This is a genomic window from Streptomyces sp. NPDC101151 (assembly GCF_044768335.1).
Classification (GTDB): Bacteria; Actinomycetota; Actinomycetes; order Streptomycetales; family Streptomycetaceae; genus Streptomyces.
In genome coordinates this window covers 25,882-44,841 of sequence record NZ_JBIWPP010000032.1, presented here as the reverse complement: position 1 = coordinate 44,841, position 18,960 = coordinate 25,882, and the positions used below count along the sequence as shown (strand labels likewise).

15 protein-coding genes are annotated in these 18,960 nt (G+C 73.4%); 11 read left to right on the top strand and 4 right to left on the bottom strand.

Annotated elements, in window-relative coordinates; all coding sequences use genetic code 11:
* Positions 1–8 precede the first annotated feature (8 nt).
* Genes ACIRU3_RS37265 through ACIRU3_RS37220 form a run of 10 tightly spaced genes read left to right on the top strand, consistent with a single transcriptional unit; the run spans position 9 to position 14,381 of the window.
* Positions 9–371 carry a hypothetical protein gene (locus tag ACIRU3_RS37265; protein ID WP_404066298.1) on the top strand — a complete coding sequence of 121 codons (363 nt, stop codon included), beginning with the start codon at positions 9–11 and terminating at the stop codon, positions 369–371.
* Entirely contained in the window at positions 364–1,503 is a 1,140-nt protein-coding gene (locus ACIRU3_RS37260) for a hypothetical protein (protein WP_404066295.1), read from the top strand. Before ACIRU3_RS37265 ends, ACIRU3_RS37260 begins: the two co-directional genes overlap by 8 nt.
* A gap of 48 nt (positions 1,504–1,551) precedes the next feature.
* Positions 1,552–2,088 carry a phage baseplate assembly protein V gene (locus ACIRU3_RS37255; RefSeq protein WP_404066292.1) on the top strand — a complete coding sequence of 179 codons (537 nt, stop codon included), beginning with the start codon at positions 1,552–1,554 and terminating at the stop codon, positions 2,086–2,088.
* A 16-nt stretch (positions 2,089–2,104) separates the two neighbouring features.
* Complete coding sequence (locus tag ACIRU3_RS37250) at positions 2,105–2,440, top strand: hypothetical protein (RefSeq protein ID WP_404066289.1); 336 nt, start codon at positions 2,105–2,107, stop codon at positions 2,438–2,440.
* Positions 2,437–2,823, top strand: coding sequence for a GPW/gp25 family protein (locus ACIRU3_RS37245; RefSeq protein WP_404066286.1), 387 nt, complete (start codon positions 2,437–2,439; stop codon positions 2,821–2,823). The genes ACIRU3_RS37250 and ACIRU3_RS37245 overlap by 4 nt, the downstream gene beginning before the upstream one ends.
* Positions 2,820–5,969, top strand: a complete 3,150-nt coding sequence (locus tag ACIRU3_RS37240; protein WP_404066284.1) for a putative baseplate assembly protein — start codon at positions 2,820–2,822, stop codon at positions 5,967–5,969. The genes ACIRU3_RS37245 and ACIRU3_RS37240 overlap by 4 nt, the downstream gene beginning before the upstream one ends.
* Complete coding sequence (locus ACIRU3_RS37235) at positions 5,966–9,703, top strand: putative baseplate assembly protein (RefSeq protein ID WP_404066282.1); 3,738 nt, start codon at positions 5,966–5,968, stop codon at positions 9,701–9,703. The genes ACIRU3_RS37240 and ACIRU3_RS37235 overlap by 4 nt, the downstream gene beginning before the upstream one ends.
* Positions 9,703–11,880 (top strand): hypothetical protein, encoded by a 2,178-nt coding sequence (locus ACIRU3_RS37230; RefSeq protein WP_404066279.1) that lies wholly within the window; start codon positions 9,703–9,705, stop codon positions 11,878–11,880. The genes ACIRU3_RS37235 and ACIRU3_RS37230 overlap by 1 nt, the downstream gene beginning before the upstream one ends.
* Before the next feature lie 54 nt (positions 11,881–11,934).
* Positions 11,935–13,485 carry a DUF6519 domain-containing protein gene (locus ACIRU3_RS37225; RefSeq protein ID WP_404066277.1) on the top strand — a complete coding sequence of 517 codons (1,551 nt, stop codon included), beginning with the start codon at positions 11,935–11,937 and terminating at the stop codon, positions 13,483–13,485.
* Entirely contained in the window at positions 13,485–14,381 is an 897-nt protein-coding gene (locus tag ACIRU3_RS37220) for a peptidoglycan-binding protein (RefSeq protein WP_404066274.1), read from the top strand. The genes ACIRU3_RS37225 and ACIRU3_RS37220 overlap by 1 nt, the downstream gene beginning before the upstream one ends.
* 34 nt (positions 14,382–14,415) lie before the next feature.
* On the opposite strand, the gene ACIRU3_RS37215 is transcribed toward ACIRU3_RS37220, so the two are convergent.
* A complete protein-coding gene (locus ACIRU3_RS37215) occupies positions 14,416–14,817 on the bottom strand; it encodes a DUF5997 family protein (RefSeq protein WP_404066272.1) in 402 nt (133 codons plus the stop codon).
* Positions 14,818–14,875: 58 nt separating this feature from the next.
* Between ACIRU3_RS37215 and ACIRU3_RS37210 the strand changes: the two genes are divergently transcribed.
* Positions 14,876–15,661, top strand: a complete 786-nt coding sequence (locus ACIRU3_RS37210; RefSeq protein WP_404066269.1) for a LysR family substrate-binding domain-containing protein — start codon at positions 14,876–14,878, stop codon at positions 15,659–15,661.
* A gap of 75 nt (positions 15,662–15,736) precedes the next feature.
* Here the strand turns inward: ACIRU3_RS37210 and ACIRU3_RS37205 are convergent, their stop codons facing one another.
* The 3 genes from ACIRU3_RS37205 to ACIRU3_RS37195 form a co-directional block, all read right to left on the bottom strand.
* Positions 15,737–17,239, bottom strand: a complete 1,503-nt coding sequence (locus tag ACIRU3_RS37205; RefSeq protein ID WP_404066267.1) for an MFS transporter — start codon at positions 17,237–17,239, stop codon at positions 15,737–15,739.
* A 509-nt stretch (positions 17,240–17,748) separates the two neighbouring features.
* Complete coding sequence (locus ACIRU3_RS37200; RefSeq protein WP_404066264.1) at positions 17,749–18,444, bottom strand: HAD family hydrolase; 696 nt, start codon at positions 18,442–18,444, stop codon at positions 17,749–17,751.
* A gap of 20 nt (positions 18,445–18,464) precedes the next feature.
* A complete protein-coding gene (locus ACIRU3_RS37195) occupies positions 18,465–18,941 on the bottom strand; it encodes an Lrp/AsnC family transcriptional regulator (RefSeq protein WP_404066261.1) in 477 nt (158 codons plus the stop codon).
* Positions 18,942–18,960 lie beyond the last annotated feature (19 nt).

The following is an 18,960-nucleotide window of genomic DNA, read 5'->3' as shown; positions in this document are numbered from 1 at the left end:
AAAGAGACATGGCCGGCACCGAGCCCTACGAGAGCGCACTCGACTCCATACCCGGGGCGCACCCCTACCCGCGCACCAGCCGCTATCACGACGCCGAGATCGGCGTGCACCGGCGGGCCGACGGCACCGAAGTCCGCTACACCAAGCGGCGGTTGCTGCCTCCGCTGGAGGAGGAGACCGAGCCGCACACCGTCGGCGCCGGCGAGCGGCCCGACCTGCTCGGGCAGCGCTTCCTCGGCGACCCGGGACAGTGGTGGCGGATCGCCGACGCCAACCCGGTCCTCGATCCACGGGAGCTGACCGACGAGGCGGGGCACGTGATCGGCATTCCGCTCGCCGGCGGGTTCCCGCGCGGAGAGCGGCGTGTCTGAACAGCCCATGGGGCAGGGCCCCGTCCACCTCCAGCTCCTCATGGGACCCACGCTGGCCCGCCCGGTCCCGGCCGAGGTCGCCGAGGCGCTGCTGTCCGCCCAGATCACCGCCACCGCGGGGGAGCGCAGCGGCTTCCAGCTGGCCTTCGACCTCACCAAGAGCGGGCTGATCAACCAGCGGCTGCTGCCGGAGGGGTTCTTCGACCCGAAGACCCGGGTCATCGTCACCGTCAGCGTCCGCGGCACACCCGAGGTGCTGTTCGACGGGCTGGTCGTCCGGCAGGAGGTCGGCGCCAGCAACATTCCTGGCCACTCCACCCTGACCGTCACCGGCGAGGACCTGACGCTGCTGATGGACCTGGAGGAGCGCACCGCCCGGTACCCGAACCTCCCGCCCTCCGAGCGCGTCCTCGCCATTCTCCGCCGCTACTCCGACTACGGCATCCAGCCGGACGTCTACACGGAGAAGGTGTCCCAGCCTCCGCACCAGGACCTGCGGGTGCACTACCAGACCGGCACCGACCTCCAGTACGTCACCGAGCTGGCCCGTGCCAACGGCTACACCTTCTATCTGGAGCCGGGACCCAACCCCGGGCGCTCGTCCGCCCGTTGGGGACCGGAGGTCCGGCTCGGCCTGCGCCAGCACGCCCTCAACGTCAACATGGACGCCAACACCACGGTGGACCAGCTGACGTTCGCGTACGACGGCACGGCACGGGAGGAGCCGCAGGCCCGCTGGCAGGATCCGGGCACGCGCCAGGCCACCCTCCTGCCCCAACCGCCGATCAGCCCCCTGCGCCCGCCCCTCGGCAGGCGGCCCACCCCGGCCCTCAAACGCAAGACCCTGTCCGGCACCGCCAAGCAGCAGCGGGAACAGGCGGAGGCCGAACTCCTCGCCCGCGCCGCCGTCTCCGCCGACGTCGTCTCCGGCTCCGGCTCGCTCGACGTCAACCGCCACGGCTACATCCTCCAGCCCCGCCAGCTCGTCGGCGTACGCGGCTCGGGGCGGGCCTACGACGGCGACTACTACGTCAAGTCCGTCACCCACAGCCTGCGCCCGGGCTCCTTCCAGCAGAACTTCACCCTCTCCCGGGAGGGTCTGGAGGCGCGCAGCGACCGCGTCCGGCCATGAGGGCGGCACCCACCGCAGCAACAACCCATCGACCAGGAGCAGTTCAGCATGGCGGCACCCAGTAATCGCTACCTCGGCAAATTCCGCGGCCGGGTGGTGGACAACAACGACCCGCTGCACATCGGCCGGATCACGGCCGAGGTCCCGGACGTCCTCGGCGACGAGCCGTCGACCTGGGCGCTGCCCTGTCTGCCGTTCACCGGACCGGAGTCGGGCCAGTTCGTGGTGCCGCCGCCCGGCGCGGGCGTGTGGGTGGAGTTCGAGCAGGGGGATCCCAGCTTCCCGGTGTGGACCGGGTGCTGGTACGGCGACGCGGGCGAACTGCCGCCCGACGCGCGCCGCGAGCTCCAGGCGAACGCGGCGAACAAACCGGTCGTCGTGCAGACCCCGCAGGCCCACAAGATCGTGCTCAACGACACTCCCGGCGCCGAACAGGGGATCCTCCTCCAGGCCCAGGGCGGCGCCTTTGTCCGCATTACGAAGGAAGCCGTGGTCATCGCCACCGGCGCCGGCGCCGAGATCGTCCTGCGCGGTCGCGAAGTCACCATCAACGAGGGCCAGTTGACCGTCCTCTCCAAGCGATAGACAACGGGGGAAGAAGTTGTCCGGAAGTCTGTTGGACGCGGGCGCCGTCATCGGCTGCCCGCACGGCGGCCGTGTCACACCCGCCACCACGCCCTCCGGCGGTCTGCGGATCGCGGGTGCCGTCGTCGCCACGGGGGCCCATGCCTACGTCGTCACCGGGTGCCCGCACAGCGTCGCCGGCGTGCCGTCGCCGTGTGTCACGGTCCGCTGGACCGCCGACGGCAGCGGGGTCACGGCCGACGGCTCGCCCGTGCTGCTCGACACCTCCGCCGCCGAGTGCTTCAGCGCGGCCCTCGTCCCGCAGGGGCCGCCCGTCGTCCAGGCCGCGCAGCGAAAGGTCACCGTCCGATGAGGCCGACGAGTCAACGCACCCGCACCGACATCGCGTTCCCCTTCCACGCCGACCGCCGGGGACGCACCGCGCACGCCCGCCCCACCGAGCATGTCCACGACCTCATCGAGCAGCTGCTGTTCACCAGCCCCGGCGAGCGCGTGATGCGGCCCGACTTCGGCTGCGGACTGCTCGACCTGGTCTTCGCCCCGAGCAGCCCCGAACTGGTCAGCACCCTCGAACTCTCCGTCCAGGCAGCGCTGCAGCGCTGGCTCGGCGACCTGGTCGAGGTCGTGGCCCTCGACATCGAGAGCGGCGACGACGTCGTACGCGTGCACCTGTCGTACGTCGTACGCGCCACCGGCGCGGTCCGTGAGGACGTCTTCGAGGGGAGGACGGCATGAGCGCGGGAACCACCCGGCGGGCCAAGGTGCGCGCCGCGCAGCTCAACGGCGTCGACGCCGTCGAGGTGAGCGACGACGGGCTGCTGCTCACCGTCACCTTCCTCGGCAAGGCCCCGCACGGCCTCGGCCCCGAGAACGTCCGCATCGACGGCGGGCGGCGCGTCACCGGCATCATTGCCGTCGACGTCAGCGTCGAACGCGAGGAGGACCCCGAGCTGGACGACCGGCTCTACGTCACCCTCGACCGGGCCGGCGACACCTCCCGCTACCGGCTGTCGCTGGTGGAGGCAGACCCGTACGGACGGCCGGGCACCGAGCCGTACCGCGGCTTCGACCAGCGCTATCACAGCGCGTCCTTCGGCTTCCGGCCCGACTGCCCCACCCCCTTCGACTGCAAGGACGAAGCCGAGGAGCCCCCCGCCTTCCCGGCCGCCCCGGTCGTCGACTACACGGCCCGCGACTACGACACCATCCGCAGACTGCTGCTCGACCGGCTGGCGCTGACCACCCCCGACTGGGTGGAACGCAACCCGGCCGACCTCGGCACGACCCTCGTGGAACTGCTCGCGTACACCGGCGACCAGATCAGCTATCAGCAGGACGCGGTCGCCACCGAGGCCTACCTCGACACCGCCCGCCGCCGGGTCTCGGTACGCCGGCACGTCCGGCTCATCGACTACGCGATGCACGACGGCTGCAACGCCCGCGCGTACGTGACCGTGGCGACCGCCGCCGACCACACCCTGGCACCGGGCACGTATCGCTTCGCCTCCGTCGACGTCCGCACCCTCGACCCGCACGACCGGCCCGAGCCCGGCACCGTCATCGACGAGAACGACCTCGGCGACCTCGACGAACGCGGCTCCGTGGAGGTCTTCGAACCGGTCGTCACCGCCGACCCGCTGCGGCTGCGGGTCGCGCACAACGCGATCCGGCTGTGGACCTGGGGCGGCGAGGTGTGCGCCCTGCCCGCGGGGGCCACCGCTGCCACCCTGCGCGACGCATGGGCGGACCCCGAGACCTGCAGGGAACGCCGGCTGGACCTGAATCCGGGCGACGTCCTGGTCCTGGAGGAGGTCAAGGGCCCGCGCACCGGCACCCCGGGCGACGCCGACCCCGCCCACCGCCAGGCCGTACGCCTGACCTCCGTCACCCCAGGCCTGGACCGCATCGAGGACCAGCCCGTCCTGGAGGTCACCTGGGCCGCCGAGGACGCCCTGCGCTTCCCGCTCTGCCTCACCACCCGCGGCGGACGCGACTGCCTGCCCGTCGAGGACGTCACCCTCGCCCGCGGCAACGCCGTCCTCGTCGACCACGGCCGCTCCGGACTCCACGAGACGGTGACCGTGCCGCCGGTGCCGGCGGTCGTGGCGCCCTGCGACCCTCCCCCAGCCTCCGGCCGGGGGTACCCCCATCTCGCTCCGCCCGGCTTCGGCTGCTACGACCGTACGGAGGGCAACGCACCCGCCCGGCTCGTCGACTCCCTCACGGACAAGGCCGAGAGCGGCCAGGTCCTCACCCCCGACGACGTCCGCGAACTGTTCGAGGTCGTGGGCGAGCGGGCCACCGTACGCGCCGGCCTCGGCCTGGAACTCGTCGGGCAGCGGCACACGGGAGGCCGGGGGAGAGTGGTACCCGGCACGGCATACGCACAGGCCGCCGCCCTGCGGACCCTGCTCGCGCAGTCCGTCTACCCGGGCATCCGGCCCCGCTTCCGTCCCGTTCTCGGCCGGGCGCCGGTCACCCAGGCGGTGCCGTTCCCCGACCCGGGCACGGTCGCCGCAGGGCAGGCCGAGCGCATCGCCGCCATCCCGGGCCGGGTCCGGCAGCGGCTCGTGGAGCTGTGGCGCAGTGCCCGTGACCGCGACGGGCTCGGCGAGGAGGAGATCACCGAACTCGCCGTGATCCACGGCCTGAAGCTGCTGGAGCGACTGGAACTGCGCCGCCACCCGGTCCGCGCCCTGCGGGAACTGCTGCACCGCAGCGACGAGCTGCTCCACGCCAAGCTGCGCCGCATCGAGATCCTCACCGCGCGGGCCCGCGCCGGGACGGTCCTCGACGGCCACATCGCCTGGGAGATCGCGCACAGTTGGGGCCCGGCGTACGCGGCCGGACTCCACCCCGACGAGCCGGTCCTGCGAGGCCCGGCGACCGGGGCTCTCGCCCAGGACCCGCGCCGCGCCCTGCCCGCCGTACGGCTCCACGGCACCGACACGGAGTGGGAGCCGCGCCGCGACCTGCTCGACAGCGACCTGCGCGACCGGCACTTCGTCGGCGAGCCGGAGGACGACGGGCGCCTCGCCCTGCGCTTCGGCGACGGACGGCACGGTGCCCGGCCGACGCCCGGTGCACGCCTGACCGTGCGCTACCGGCTGGGCGGCGGCCGCGCGGGCAACGTCGGTGCGGAGGCCATCAACCACCTCGTCGTCGAGACGGGAGGGGAGGCACCGGCCGCCACGGTCCGCAACCCGCTGCCCGCCCGGGGCGGAACCGAGCCCGAACCCCTGGAACAGGTACGCCAGTTGGCCCCGCTCGACCTGCGCCGTACCCGGCTGCGCGCGGTCACCGCCGAGGACTACGCGGCACTCGCTTCCGCCCTGCCGGGCGTGCAGCGGGCCGCCGCCGACATCCGCTGGACCGGCAGCGTCCAGGAGGCGCACATCGCGATCGACGCGGTCGGCACCGGCAGCCCGTCGGACCAACTGCTCGCCTCGGCGGCCCAGGCCCTGGAGGCGTACCGGCGCATCGGGCACGACCTGGTGGTCGGCCCCGCCCGTCCGGTGCCGCTGGACATCGCGCTCCGCGTGTGCGCCCTGCCCGGCCACCAGCACGGACAGATCCTGGCCGGGCTGTACCGCGTGCTCGGCAGCGGCCGGCTGCCCGGCGGCCGGCTCGGCTTCTTCCACCCCGACGCGCTGACCTTCGGCGAGCCGGTCCGGCTCAGCCGCCTGGTCGCCGCCGCGGCGGCCGTCGCCGGGGTGGAGAGCGTCGAGGTCACCCGGCTGCGGCGGCTGTCCGAACAGGACCGGGGAGAGAGGCAGGACGGCGTGCTGCAGCTCGGCCCGCTGGAGATCGCCACCTGCGACAACGACCCGGACCGGCCCGAACAGGGCCGCCTGGCGATATCCATGGGAGGCACCCGATGAGCCAGGACTGCTCCTGCGGCGGCGCGTGCGGCGGCCACGACGAGCGCCTCGCCCCCGCCCCGCTCCACAACCCGCCCGGCCGCACCGCCCTCGACTACCGGGTCGGCGAGTACGGCTCCTTCCTCGCCGCCCTGCTGGACCGGCTCGCCTCGCCCGCGTACCCGGCCCTGGCCGGGCTGACCGTGCGCACCCCGGACGACCCGGCCATCGGTCTGCTCGACGCCACCGCCGTCCTCGGTGACCTCCTCACCTTCCACTCCGAGCGGATCGCCGACGAGGCCTACCTCCGCACCGCCGACGACCACCGCTCACTGGTGCTGCTCGGGCGGCTCGTCGGGCACCGGCCGCGCCCCGGAGTGGCGGCCGGCACGCACCTGGCGTACACCCTCGAACGCGATCCGCGCGCCGAGGCCCTGCCGGTGCTCATCCCGCGCGGGGCGCGCAGCCACAGCGTGCCCGCCTCCGCCGACGAGCAGTCGCTGACCTTCGAGACCTCCCGGGACCTGAGCGCCCGCTGGGACTGGAACGAGCTGAAGGTGCGGCGCCGCCGTCCCTCCCTCGTCACCCCCGAGGACCTCGACCGGCGCTCCGAACTGTTCGTGGAAGGCACCGCGAACTCCCTCCAGACCGGCGACCAGCTCCTCTTCGTATTCGGCGAACAGGCGGGCGGGGAACGGAAGCTGCTTCCCGTCGCCGGCGTCCGGATCGACCGCGAGGACGAGATCACCGCCGTCTCGCTGCCCAAGTCGGCACCGCCCACCCTCAAGGAGCTGGTGGACGAGGTACGGCGCTGGACCGCGGAGCCGGCCGCCCCCGGCGAACCCGGCGACGAACCCCCCACGCCCGAGGTGCCCGACCCGCGCCCGGTCAGCCGTCTGATCGAGGACTTCGACGACCAGGTCCTCGCCCCGCTGCGGACGGACCTGGACGGCATCAGGACTCCGGAACGCCTGGCGGCCCGCCTCGGGGAGCCCATCGCCCGGCTGCGCGAGGCCGAGGTGCTGGCCGAGCCGTACGAGGACGTGGCGGCGTGGTTCGAACAGCTGGCGGCGATCCTGGCGGAACTGGCCCAGCGGGCACTGGAGTTGGCCCCGGCGCAGCCGGCGGAGCCCGTCGCCGCCCAGCAGGCCGCCGTCCCCGACCCGCGCCGGGCCGCGCTCGAAGCGCTGAGCACCGTCCTCCCGGCCCTGCGTACCGCCGCGCCCACCCCCGGGGAAGGGACCCGCCCCCGGCGGCCCGGCACCGACACCGCCCGCCTCCTGTCCGCCCTCGACCCCGGACTCGGCAGCCTCTACCCGGCCTGGCGCACGGCCGCCGCACCCGGCACCACGCACCTTCTGCGCGAACTGCTCGCGATGCGCGTCACGGCGGCCCCCTTCGGTGCCACCGCCCCGCTCAAGCCCGTACAGGACGAGCGCGGCCGGGTCATCCGCACCGCCGACTGGCCGCTGACCGGTGCGGTGCTGGCGAGCCTGCGCGTAGTGCTCGACCCGGCGGGCAAGGTGCCGGTCCGGGCGGAGCTCCAGTACGTCGAGGGCAGCGGCAGCGACCAGCGCGCCGAGAACCTGCCCGTCGCCCAGCCGGTCACCTTCACCCTGGGCCCGGGCCAGGTCGACCTGTCGACCCGCGCCCCCGAGGACCGCGAGCTGAGCTGGCTCAACCGCCGCCCCGCCGCCGCCGAGGAACCGGGCGTCACCGCCCGCCTCCACTCCGGCCTGCCCGAACGCACCCTGTTCGTGTCCCGCCCGGACGACGACGGTGTGGTCCACGTCGGCATCCACAACGGCACGGCCCACGAGGTGCCGCTGCGGCCGGGCGCCGGCACGCAGTTCACCCACGGCGAGTACGAGGTGACCCTGAAGTACACGGTGGGCAGCACCGAGCCCAACGTCGAGATCGTCATCGCCAGCAAGCCGGAGCCCGTCAACCGCCGCGTGCTCCAGCTGGACAGCGTGCACGACAGCATCACCGTCGGCAGCTGGGTGGCCGTCCAGCGACCCGCGAAGGGCGCCGCGGTACCCGGCGACGCCCGGCTCGCATTCGTCACCACCCAGGTCGTGGCGGCCCGTACGGCGGCGTACTCCAACTACGGCATCACCGGCCGCGGCACCGAACTGACCCTCGCGGACCCCTGGCTGGACGAGTTCGACGTCCTGCTCTCCCACATCCGCGACACCACCGTGCACGCGGCCGGCGAGCCGCTGCGCCCGGCCGACGAACCGCTCGGCGAGGACGTCCACGGCAACGAGATCGAACTCGCCGAGCTGTACGACGGGTTGCGCCCGGGCCGCACCCTCATCGTGAGCGGCGAACGCACCGACGTCCCGGGCACGACCGGCGTCAGCGCCACCGAGGTGGTGGTCATCGCCGCCGCCGACGCGGCCGTCGACCCCCGCCTGCCCGGCGACCACGTCCACACCCGGCTCACGCTCACCACCGACCTGGTCCACCGCTACCACCGGGCGAGCGTCCGCATCCTCGGCAACGTCGTCGAGGCCACCCACGGCGAGAGTCGCGAGGAGGCCATCGGCAGCGGCGACTCCGACCGCGTCGACCAGACCTTCGCCCTCTGGCAGTCCCCGTTGACCTGGCTCGCCGCCGACAACCCCCTCGGCGCCACACCCGTGCTGGAGATCCGCGTCGACGGAGTGCTCTGGCACGAGGTCGACAGCCTCGCCGGGCGCGGCCCCACCGAGCGCGTGTACATCACCGGCACCGCCTCCGACGGCCGCACCACCGTGACCTTCGGCGACGGCATCCACGGCGCCCGCCTGCCCCGCGGCCACGAGAACGTCCGCGCCCGTTACCGCTTCGGCACCGGCAAGGCCGCCAACGTCCCCGCCGACCGGATCACCCAGCCCCTCACCCGCCCGCTCGGCGTCACCGCGGTCACCAACCCGCGCCCGGCGAGCGGCGGCGCGGACGCGGACGGGCCCGGCCTCACCCGCCGTACCGTCCCGCTCTCGGTCTCCGCCCTGGACCGGCTGGTCTCCCCGGCCGACTACGAGGACTTCGCCCGCTCCCGCGCCGGAATCGGCCGGGCGACGGCCCGCGAACTCTTCGACGGGCGGCGACGCGTGCTGCACGTGACGGTCGCCGGCACCGACGACGTGCCGCTCACCGAGGACAGCCTCCGGCCCCTGCGTGGCGCGCTGAGCGAGTACGGCGACCCGAACCTGCCGGTCCGGGTGGACGCGCGCGAACTCGTCCTGCTGCTGATCGCCGCCAAGGTGAAGCTCGCCCCGGACCACGCCTGGGAGATCGTCGAGCCCAGACTGCGCCAGGCCCTGCTGCTCCGGCTCGGCTACGAGGGACGGGAGCCGGCCCGGCCGGCCCGCCTCTCCGAGGTCCTCGCCACCGCGCACTCCGTGCCCGGCGTCGACTACGTGGACATCGACGTCTTCACCGGCGTGCCCGCCTCCGCCACCCCGGAACAGCTGACCGCACTGCTCGCGGGCCCCGGCACACCCAGGGCGTCCGTCCCCGCGCACCCGGCGGCGTACGAGGAGACGACCCACACGGTCCGCGACGCGAACGGCGAGACCCTGTCGTCCGTCTGCGCCCGCCACGGCGTCCCGCTCGCCGAACTCTTGCGCCTCAACCCCGACATCACCGACACCCGGCGCCTGGCGAAGGGCCGGACGGTGTTCGTCTTCCGCGGCATCCGCCCGGCCCAGCTCACCATGCTGTCGGCGCGGGCCGCGGACACCCTGATTCTGACGGAGGTCAAGTGATGTCCGCGAAGCCGACGGATGTCGAGTCGCAGACGCCTGCCCCGGTGCTGCCCCGGGAGCCCGACGGGCTCGCCGAGCTGCTGCCCCGCTGGCACCGGCTGCGCGACGCCGAGGAGGGCGAACCGCTGCGGGCCCTGCTCGCGGTGATCGCCGAGCAGCTCGACCGCGTCCGCGACGGTGTCCAGCAGGGCTACGAGGACCTGTTCGTGGAGACCGCCGCGCCCTGGGTGCTGCCGTACCTCGGCGACCTGGTCGGCTACCGCACCCTGCCGGGCTACGAGCGGGTCCTCACCACCGGCCTGCACACCGGCGGCCGGGACGCACTGGCCGAGGCCATCGCCCCCCGCCGCGACGTGGCCGCCACGGTCGCCAACCGGCGCCGCAAGGGCACCCTCCACCTCCTGGAGGAACTGGCCGAGCAGGTGGCCGACTGGCCCGCCCGCGCCGTCGAGCTGTCCCGGCAGGTGGCCCACACTCAGCCGGTCAGGCTGTACGGCACGGGCCGCCGCGGGGACCGCGGACGCCTGCTCGACCTGCGGGACGGCTCTGCGCTCGCCCTCGCGGGCGGCCCGTTCGAGGAGACGGCCCGCACGGTCGACGTGCGCCGCGCCGACTCCGCCCGAAAGCAGGGCGGTCGGACTCCGGCCGGAGTCGGCCTCTTCGTCTGGCGGCTGAAGGCGTACTCCGTGACCTCGTCCCCGGCCTACTGCATCGACCGCGCCCGCAACCTGTACACCTTCTCCATCCTGGGCAACGACACCCCCCTGGTCACCAAACCGGTCCCGGAGCCCTCGCCCGCGCACATCGCCGCCGTCGACAACGTCCCGGCGTTCATCACCCGCCGGCTGCTGCACGACCGGCTCGCCGACTACTACGGTCCCGGCAAGAGCCTCGTCATCCGGCGCGACGGCGAGGACCGGCCCGTACCGCCCGCCGACATCGTCGTCGCCGACCTGTCGGACTGGCGCTACCGGCCCCGGCGCGGGCAGGTCGCCGTCGACCCGGAGCTGGGCCGGATCGCGTTCGGCTCCCGCTCGGCGCCCCGGCAGGGCGTGTGGGTGGACTACCACCACGCGTCCGGTGCCGACATGGGCGGCGGCGAGTACCAGCGCCCCGACCGCGAGCCCCGCCCCGACGCCGACTTCTACCGCGTCGGCCCGGGACAGACCTACCAGCGGATCATGGACGCCTACCGGGCCTGGCAGGACGAGCGCAGCCCGGAGCGCACCGGCATCATCGAGATCACCCACAGCGGCGCCTACCAGGAACAGCTGGACTTCGACCTCGACCCCGGCGACCGCCTCGAACTGCGGGCCGCCGAGGGAGCCCGGCCGGTGATCCGGCTGCTCGACTGGTACAGCAACCGCCCCGACGCCCTCAACATCCGTGCGGTGCACGCCGACTGCGCCCCGCACGAGCGCCCGCGGATCGTCCTCGACGGACTCCTCGTCGCCGGACGCGGCATCAACGTCACCGGCCCCATGGGCGCCGTCGTCGTCCGCCACTCGACGCTGGTGCCCGGCTGGTCGCTGGAGCCCGAGTGCGAGCCCCACTCGCCGGAGGAGCCCAGTATCGTCCTGGACCGCACGACCGCCTGCCTCCAGATCGAGCACAGCGTCCTCGGCACCATCGAGGTCATCGGCGACGAAGTCTCGGAGGACCCCCTCGACATCCATCTGCGCGACAGTGTCCTGGACGCCACCGGCCACGACCGCGCGGCCCTCTCCGCCCCGGACTGCCGCCACGCCCACGCCCTCCTGCACCTGCACCGCACGACCGTCATCGGCGAGGTCCACACGCACGCCGTCCGGATCGCCGAGAACTCGGTCTTCACCGGGAAGCTCCACGTGGCCCGGCGCGGCATCGGCTGTCTGCGGTACTCCTACGTCCCGCCGGGCTCCCGTACCCCGCGCCGCCATCGCTGCCAACCCGACCTCGTCGGCCCCGAACAGGCGGGGCGGGTGCGGCCGTTGTTCGCCTCGGAGCGTTACGGGACGCCGTGGTACGGCCAGTTGGCGGACCGGTGTGCCGAGGAGATCCGGCGCGGCGCGGACGACGGAGCCGAACTCGGCGCCTTCCACGACCTGTACCGGCCGCAGCGGGAGGACGGCCTCAGGGCGCGCCTGGCGGAATACACGCCCGCGGGCGCGGACGCCGGGATCTTCTTCGTGACGTGAGCCGTGCCGCCGTACGACCCACCCGCAGACTTCCGAACCAGGGGGACACCCTTCATGCACGCTGATCTCTCGCGCTCCACCTTCCGCCCGGAGCGGCACTACTCCGCGGTCGTCGCCCAGCAGGGCCGTGTCCAGCTGGACGCGGACCTCAACGAGCAGGCCGCGATCCAGCTCCACCAGGCCCGCACGCTCGCCGCCGACCTGATCGGACGACACGGCGGGCCCAGCGGCGCCACCGGCTTCGGTATCCAGTACATCGGCGGCAAGCACGACATCGACACCCTCTACATCCACGGCGGCCGCTACTACGTCGACGGCATCCTGTGCAACGCGGACCGCCCCGCGCCCGGCACCCCCGTGCCCGACGAGGACGCCGAGGAGCAGCAGACCCCTGAGACGGACGGCTACTGGGACTACTGGAACCAGCCCGACGGCTTCCGCGACCCGGAGAAGCCCGGCGACCGGCTGCCCTCGCCCGCCCAGTCGCCGTTCGTCGTCCACCTGAAGGTGTGGGAGCGGGCGGTCTGCGCTGCCGAGGACCCGGCGCTGCGCGAGGTCGCCCTCGGCGCCGCGCTGCCCGACACCGCCGTCCGCACCAAGGTCGTCTGGCAGGTGCTGCCGCTGTCCCTGTCGGAGCTGGACATCGAGGAGGCCGAGCCGTCGCCGCAGGCCGTCCGCGAGGCGTTCGAGAAGTGGGCCAAGACCCAGGCGGCGCCCGCCGCGCGGCTCGCCGCCCGCAGCGAGCGGCCCGAACACGCCGACGAGGACCCCTGCCTGGTCCGGCCCGACGCCCGTTACCGGGGCCCGGAGAACCAGCTGTACCGGGTGGAGATCCACGCGGGCGGCGAGGCGCAGGACGCCACCTTCAAGTGGTCACGGGAGAACGGCTCCGTGGTCTTCCCGGTGGACGAACTGGACGGCACCTGGGTGCAGTTGGCGACGCTCGGCCTCGACGACAAGCTCGACCTGGACGTCGGCGACCACGTCGAGTTCACCGACACGGCCTACGCCTCCCGCCTCGAAGCCCTGCCCCTGCTGCGGGTCGAGGAACTGGACCTGCCCGGCCGGCGCGTCCGTCTCTCCGCCGAACCGGACCCGCGTGTCGGCCGCCTGCCGCATCTGCACCCGTTCCTGCGCCGCTGGGACCACCACGAGGGGTCCAGGCAGAAGGGCCGTACGACGGCGCTCAAGGGCGGAGCGGTCCCTCTCGCCGAAGGGGTGTGGCTGCCGCTGGAGGACGGCGTCGAGGTGTACTTCGCCAAGGGCGGCGGCTACCGCACGGGCGACCACTGGCTGATCCCCGCCCGTACCGCCACCGGCAGCGTCGAGTGGCCGGCCGATGCGGCGCGCCGTCCCCTGCTCCGGGCCCCGGCCGGCATCGTCCGGCACTTCGCGCCGCTCGCCCTGGTCAGGGGCGAGGGCAGCACCGTCGACCTGCGGCTCGCCTTCGGCCCGCTCGGCGGGGACATCCCGGCGGCGGACCGGGCTGCCCTGGACGCCGAGGCCCTGGCCGCGCGCGAGGAGCAGGCAGCCGAGGCCGATCCCTCCGGCGGCCGCTCACAGACCACAGCGGCGGCGGAGGCCGCCGTGGAAGGAGACGAGTGATGGCTCAGCCGATGAGCGGGTCGAAGCTGCTGGAGGTCCTGCGCGCCGAGGGCCTGACCGTCCACGAGGTGCGGGACTGGCGCCACCACAACCGCAACACCAAGGGCCCCTGGGGCCCGGTGAACGGCGTCATGATCCACCACACGGTCACCTCGGGCACCGAGAACTCCGTGAACATCTGCTACAACGGCTACTCCGGCCTGCCCGGCCCCCTGTGCCACGGCGTGATCGACAAGCAGGGCCACGTCCATCTCGTCGGCAACGGCCGCGCCAACCACGCGGGCCTCGGCGACAGCGACGTGCTGCGCGCGGTGGTCAACGAGACGAAGCTGCCGCACGACAACGAGGCCGACGTCGACGGCAACCGGCACTTCTACGGCTTCGAGTGCATCAACCTCGGCGACGGCAGGGACCCCTGGCCCGAGGCGCAGAAGGAGGCCATCGAGAAGGTCTCCGCCGCCATCTGCCGGCACCACGGCTGGTCGGAGCGCTCCGTCATCGGGCACAAGGAGTGGCAGCCGGGCAAGCAGGACCCGCGCGGATTCACCATGGACGGGATGCGGGGGCGCATAGCCGACCGGCTGGCCGGGAAGGGCGGCGGCAAGGACCCGGGGAAGCCGGACCCCAAGCCCGTGCCCAAGCCGAAGTACGCGCCGTTTCCGGGCAGCGGCTTCTTCCACATCGGGCAGAAGTCACCCGTCGTCACGGCCATGGGCCGCCGGCTGGTCGCCGAGGGCTGCGGGCACTACGAGGAGGGCCCGAGCCCGGAGTGGACCGAGGCCGACCGCAGGTCCTATGCCGCCTGGCAGCACAAGCTCGGCTTCAAGGGCAAGGACGCGGACGGCATTCCCGGCAAGGTCAGCTGGGACAAGCTGAAGGTGCCGTCCGACGGCTGAGCCGGGCGTCCGACGGCTGAACCGGGGAAGGGCGTCAGCCCCGCTCGGCGTCCTTCTCCTGCTTCTCCTGGTGCACCTTCTTGATCCGCGCCGTCTCCTTGCGGACCTCCGCCTGGGTGGCGCGCTCCTTGCCCAGCCATTCGGGCTGCTCCTGCTTGAGCGCCTCGATCTGCTCGGTGGTCAGCGGCTCGGTGACCCCGCCGCGCGCGAGACCCGCAATGGACACGCCGAGCTTCGCCGCGACCACCGGCCGCGGGTGCGGGCCGTTCTCCCGCAGCTCGCGCAGCCACTCGGGCGGGTTGGCCTGCAGCTCGTTCAGCTCGGCGCGCGAGACCACACCCTCCTGGAACTCGGCGGGGGTGGCGGGGAGGTACACACCCAGCTTCTTCGCCGCGGTGGCGGGCTTCATCGTCTGGGTGCTCTGCTGCGAACTCATGAGGTCAAGGGTATCGGCCGTGTGCCGGGGGGCCGACCACGGCCGGTAACCTGGCCTGGTGACAGGCTCGCAGGAAACACCGTCGTTCCGGCTCGCGTACGTCCCCGGAGCGACACCCGCCAAGTGGGTGCGGATCTGGAACGAGCGCCTGCCCGACATCCCGCTCAGCCTCGTCCAGGTCTCCGGCCCCGAGGCATCGGACGTCCTGCGCGCGGGTGAGGCCGACGCGGGCCTCGTACGCCTGCCGGTCGACCGTACGTTCTTCAGCGCGATCCCGCTGTACACCGAGACCACGGTGGTCATCGTCCCCAAGGACCACCTGATCACGGCGGTGGACGAGGTGACCATGGCCGACCTCGCCGAGGAGGTGCTCTTCCATCCCCTGGACGACGTCTTCGACTGGGACAGCCCGCCCGGCGAGCCCGCCTTCGAGCGTCCCGCGACGACACCGGACGCCATCGAGCTGGTGGCGGCGGGCGTCGGTCTGCTGATCGTCCCCCAGTCCCTGGCCCGCCTGTACCACCGCAGGGACCTCACCTACCGCCCGGTCGTCGACGCCCCGCAGTCCAGCGTCGCCCTGTCCTGGCCGGAGGAGGCCACCACCGACCTGGTGGAGGACTTCATCGGCATCGTCCGCGGCCGCACGGTCAACAGCACACGGGGCCGTACGGCGGCGAAGACCGAGACCGAGCAGAAGCGTCCGGAGCAGCGGGGCGCCCGGCAGAAGCAGGCGCCCGCGAAGTCGACGGGCGGGAAGCCCGCGGGCCGCACCGCACGGGGCCGCGCGGGCTCGGGCGGCGGCGGCAAGCCGGCCAAGCGGGGGAAGCCGCGCCGGAGGTCCTGACCCGCCGGGGCCGAGCCGGGCCGTCCTCGCCGGAACACGTCACGGGTCGCGCCGGACCGGCGCCGCCGGAAGCCCTCAGGCACCCGGCCGGACCGTCTCCTCCGCGCCGCCCTCCTCGGTACCCCGCGGGACGGGCTCAGCGGCCCGCTCCGGCTCGGGACGCACCTGGCGGTCACGCAGGTCCGCGACCGCCAGCAGCAGCGCGATCATGCTGATTCCCACGGCTGTGAGCAGCCCCAGCTGAATGGCCGTGACGGGGCGCCCCTGGTCTGCCTGGTGTGCGAAGTACACCGCGCCGACCACGGCGATCCCGGCCGCCGAGCCGACGCGCTGCCCCGTCTGGAGCACCCCGCCGGCCGCACCGGCACGGCCCACGGGGACCCGGGTGAGGGTGAGGGTCGTGTTGGGGGAGACGGTGAGGCCGGAGCCGAGCCCCCCGACGAGCATCGGCAGCGCCGTGGCCCACCCCACGCTCTGCAAGGGCACCAGTTGCACCGCCACGACCGTCCCGAGCAGCCCCACCACCACCCCGCTGAGACCGATGACGACCAGTTTGCGGCCGTGGCGCACCACCATCCGGCCTCCCAGGGCGGCGCCGATCGCCGAGCCGGCCGCGAAGGGCAGCACCGTGACACCGGCCGCCAGCGCGCTGTATCCGACCGTGTTCTGCAGGAACAGCGCGTAGACGAAGAAGACCGTGGTGAAGCCCGCGAAGTAGGTCAGGCTGATCAGGGCGCCGAGCGTGAAGGACCGCAGCGAGAACAGGTCCAGGTCGACCAGGGGCGCCCGCCCGCGCCGTCCCTGGTGCCGCTCCCACGCCCAGAACAAGGCCAGCAGCAGCGCGCCCACCGGCAGCAGCGCCCACTTCTGCTGCCCGGTCCACTGCTCCTTCTGTACCAGGGGCAGCATGAACGCGAGCACGCCGGACCCGAGGAGCAGCACCCCGAACAGGTCGAACTCCTCGCGCTTGCCCGGCGACGCGGGGAACCGGGGCAGCAGCCGTAGTCCCGCGGCGAGGGCGGCCACCCCGATGGGCAGATTGACGAAGAACACCCAGCGCCAGCCGTGGTCGAGACCGGCGGCGTTGATCAGCAGACCGCCCGCCAGTGGGCCGGTGGCCGTGGAGACCCCGATGACGGTGCCGAGCAGCCCGAAGGCCTTGGCCCGCTCGGCGCCCTGGAACATCTGCTGGATCAGTCCCGAGGTCTGCGGTGCGACCATGCCCGCCGCCATGCCCTGGATCAGCCGGAAGGCCACCAGCCAGGAGGCGCTCGGCGCGAGCCCGCAGGCTGCCGAGGCCACCGTGAACAGGGCGAGCCCGATCAGGAAGGCCTGCCGCCGTCCGCGCATGTCGCCGAGTCGGCCGGCCGGGACGAGCGCAAGCCCGAAGGTCAGGGCGTACCCGGAGACCACCCAGGACTCGGCGGCCTCCGAGGCGCCGAGCCCGTGCTCCATCGAGGGCAGCGCCACGTTCACGATCGAGGTGTCGAGCAGCGAGATGAAGCCCGCTGTCAGACAGACCGCGAGCGCCTTCCACCGCCGGTCGTCGGGGGCGGGTGGAGCCTGGACTGTGGTCATGGGGTCACGCTAAGCAGCCACCCCGCTCAACGCACGCAAGGAGCACTTCCGCGCGCGTCGAGCCGGCACGCCTCCGTGCGACCGGATGCCCGCCGGCCGGATCGGTCGGGCCGCGTAGGTGGCCTCGCGTGCGGTACGCACCGCCGCCGCACCCGTCGTCCTCCTGCCGGAACAGCCCGGCCGACGTCACACACCGCCACGACGTCCCGCACGCGCGACCGGCGCACCCCTGCCCAGGAACGGTGCCCCCGCCCAGATCTCGTCCAGGAGCTGGTCCCGTCGGGCCGAGCAGGGTTCACGGCGCCGGAGTCGAGGCCGCCGAAGACCCCGACTCAGGTGCCCGGTCACGGAGTTGTGGGCCACGAGGGCGACCGGGCCGTACAACAGGGTCTGCGGGGACGGCTCGTGCGGAGTCTGTGCCACGCGCCGCCGGAACGGCGGAGCAAATCGTCCGGAAGGCAGGAAAGAGGCGGAGGAGCGTCAACGGTACTGTCGGGTAAGGAGGGTGCTCAGGCTGATGTGGCCGCATCCGTCAGCCAGGCGTACGCCGACTGGGCCGTGAACTCCGCCTGCCCGCCCCGCAGCAGCAGTGCGGCCGTGGCGAACTCGGGGGCGTCGGCCTGCGCGGCCACGTACGGGATCGCGATGCAGCGCATCCCGGCGGCGTGCGCGGCCGCCGCACCCGGTGCCGCGTCCTCCAGGACCACACAGTGCGCCGGGTCCGCCCCGAGCCGCCGGGCGGCCTCCAGGAAGACGTCGGGGGCGGGCTTGCCGCGGGCCACCTCGTCGGCCGAGACCGCGGTCGGCAGGAAGGCGTCCAGGCCGGTCCCGGCGAGGATGGCCTCGATGGCGTCGAGGGAGGAGCCGGAGGCCACGGCGAGCGGAACGCCCTCGGCGGACAGCAGCTCCACGAACTTCCGCATCTCGGGGTATGCCGGTGTGCGGGCGCGGGCCAGCTCCAGGTAGCGCCGGTTCGTCGCGTCGAGCAGCTCTCTGGCCGGGGTGCCGAGACCGTAGCGCTCCCGCCAGATCGCGACCGACTCCAGGGTGCTGATGCCGACGTAGCTCTCGTGCTCCGCCCAGGTGAAGTCGGGGACGCCATGCTCGGCGAGGGTCTGCCGGCTCGCCTCGTAGTAGTTCGGCTCGCTGTCCACCAGCGTTCCGTCGAGATCGAAGATGACCGAAAGAGTGCCGAGCTTGCTCATGCGGTCCAGCATGCCAAGCGTCAGGCGCGGGCCGCTCGCCCGACCGATTCCACCAACGGCAGCAGCCGGAACGGCACACGCTCGCGCAGGGCCACTTCGGTACGGGTGCGCACCACGCCCGGCAGGCTGATCAGCTTCTGGATCACATCCTCCAGATGGGCGTTGTCCCGCCCCACCACCCGGGCCAGCAGATCCCCGCCGCCCGTGATCGAGAACGCCTCGACGATCTCGGGTACGGCGGCCAGCGCGTCCCCGACGTCGTCCAGGTGGCCCTGGGTGACCTCGATGTGCACGAACGCCAGCACCGGGTGGCCGAGCGCGGCGGGGGAGAGCGAGGGGCCCGTACCCGTGATCACGCCGTCCCGCTCCATGCGGTCCAGGCGCGCCTGAAGCGTGCCGCGGGCGACGCCGAGGATGCGGGCGTACTCACGCACACTGGTGCGCGGCTGCTCCAGCAGCAGCCGCAGGATGCGGGTGTCGAGTTCGTCCACGGTCATGATCTACGACTGTACCAAT

Coding starts and splice junctions, on each gene's coding strand:
- ACIRU3_RS37265 (WP_404066298.1), top strand. CDS start 9: ATGGCCGGCACCGAGCCCTACGAGAGCGCACTCGACTCCATACCCGGG.
- ACIRU3_RS37255 (WP_404066292.1), top strand. CDS start 1,552: ATGGCGGCACCCAGTAATCGCTACCTCGGCAAATTCCGCGGCCGGGTG.
- ACIRU3_RS37245 (WP_404066286.1), top strand. CDS start 2,437: ATGAGGCCGACGAGTCAACGCACCCGCACCGACATCGCGTTCCCCTTC.
- ACIRU3_RS37240 (WP_404066284.1), top strand. CDS start 2,820: ATGAGCGCGGGAACCACCCGGCGGGCCAAGGTGCGCGCCGCGCAGCTC.
- ACIRU3_RS37235 (WP_404066282.1), top strand. CDS start 5,966: ATGAGCCAGGACTGCTCCTGCGGCGGCGCGTGCGGCGGCCACGACGAG.
- ACIRU3_RS37230 (WP_404066279.1), top strand. CDS start 9,703: ATGTCCGCGAAGCCGACGGATGTCGAGTCGCAGACGCCTGCCCCGGTG.
- ACIRU3_RS37225 (WP_404066277.1), top strand. CDS start 11,935: ATGCACGCTGATCTCTCGCGCTCCACCTTCCGCCCGGAGCGGCACTAC.
- ACIRU3_RS37220 (WP_404066274.1), top strand. CDS start 13,485: ATGGCTCAGCCGATGAGCGGGTCGAAGCTGCTGGAGGTCCTGCGCGCC.
- ACIRU3_RS37215 (WP_404066272.1), bottom strand. CDS start 14,817: ATGAGTTCGCAGCAGAGCACCCAGACGATGAAGCCCGCCACCGCGGCG.
- ACIRU3_RS37205 (WP_404066267.1), bottom strand. CDS start 17,239: ATGACCACAGTCCAGGCTCCACCCGCCCCCGACGACCGGCGGTGGAAG.
- ACIRU3_RS37200 (WP_404066264.1), bottom strand. CDS start 18,444: ATGAGCAAGCTCGGCACTCTTTCGGTCATCTTCGATCTCGACGGAACG.
- ACIRU3_RS37195 (WP_404066261.1), bottom strand. CDS start 18,941: ATGACCGTGGACGAACTCGACACCCGCATCCTGCGGCTGCTGCTGGAG.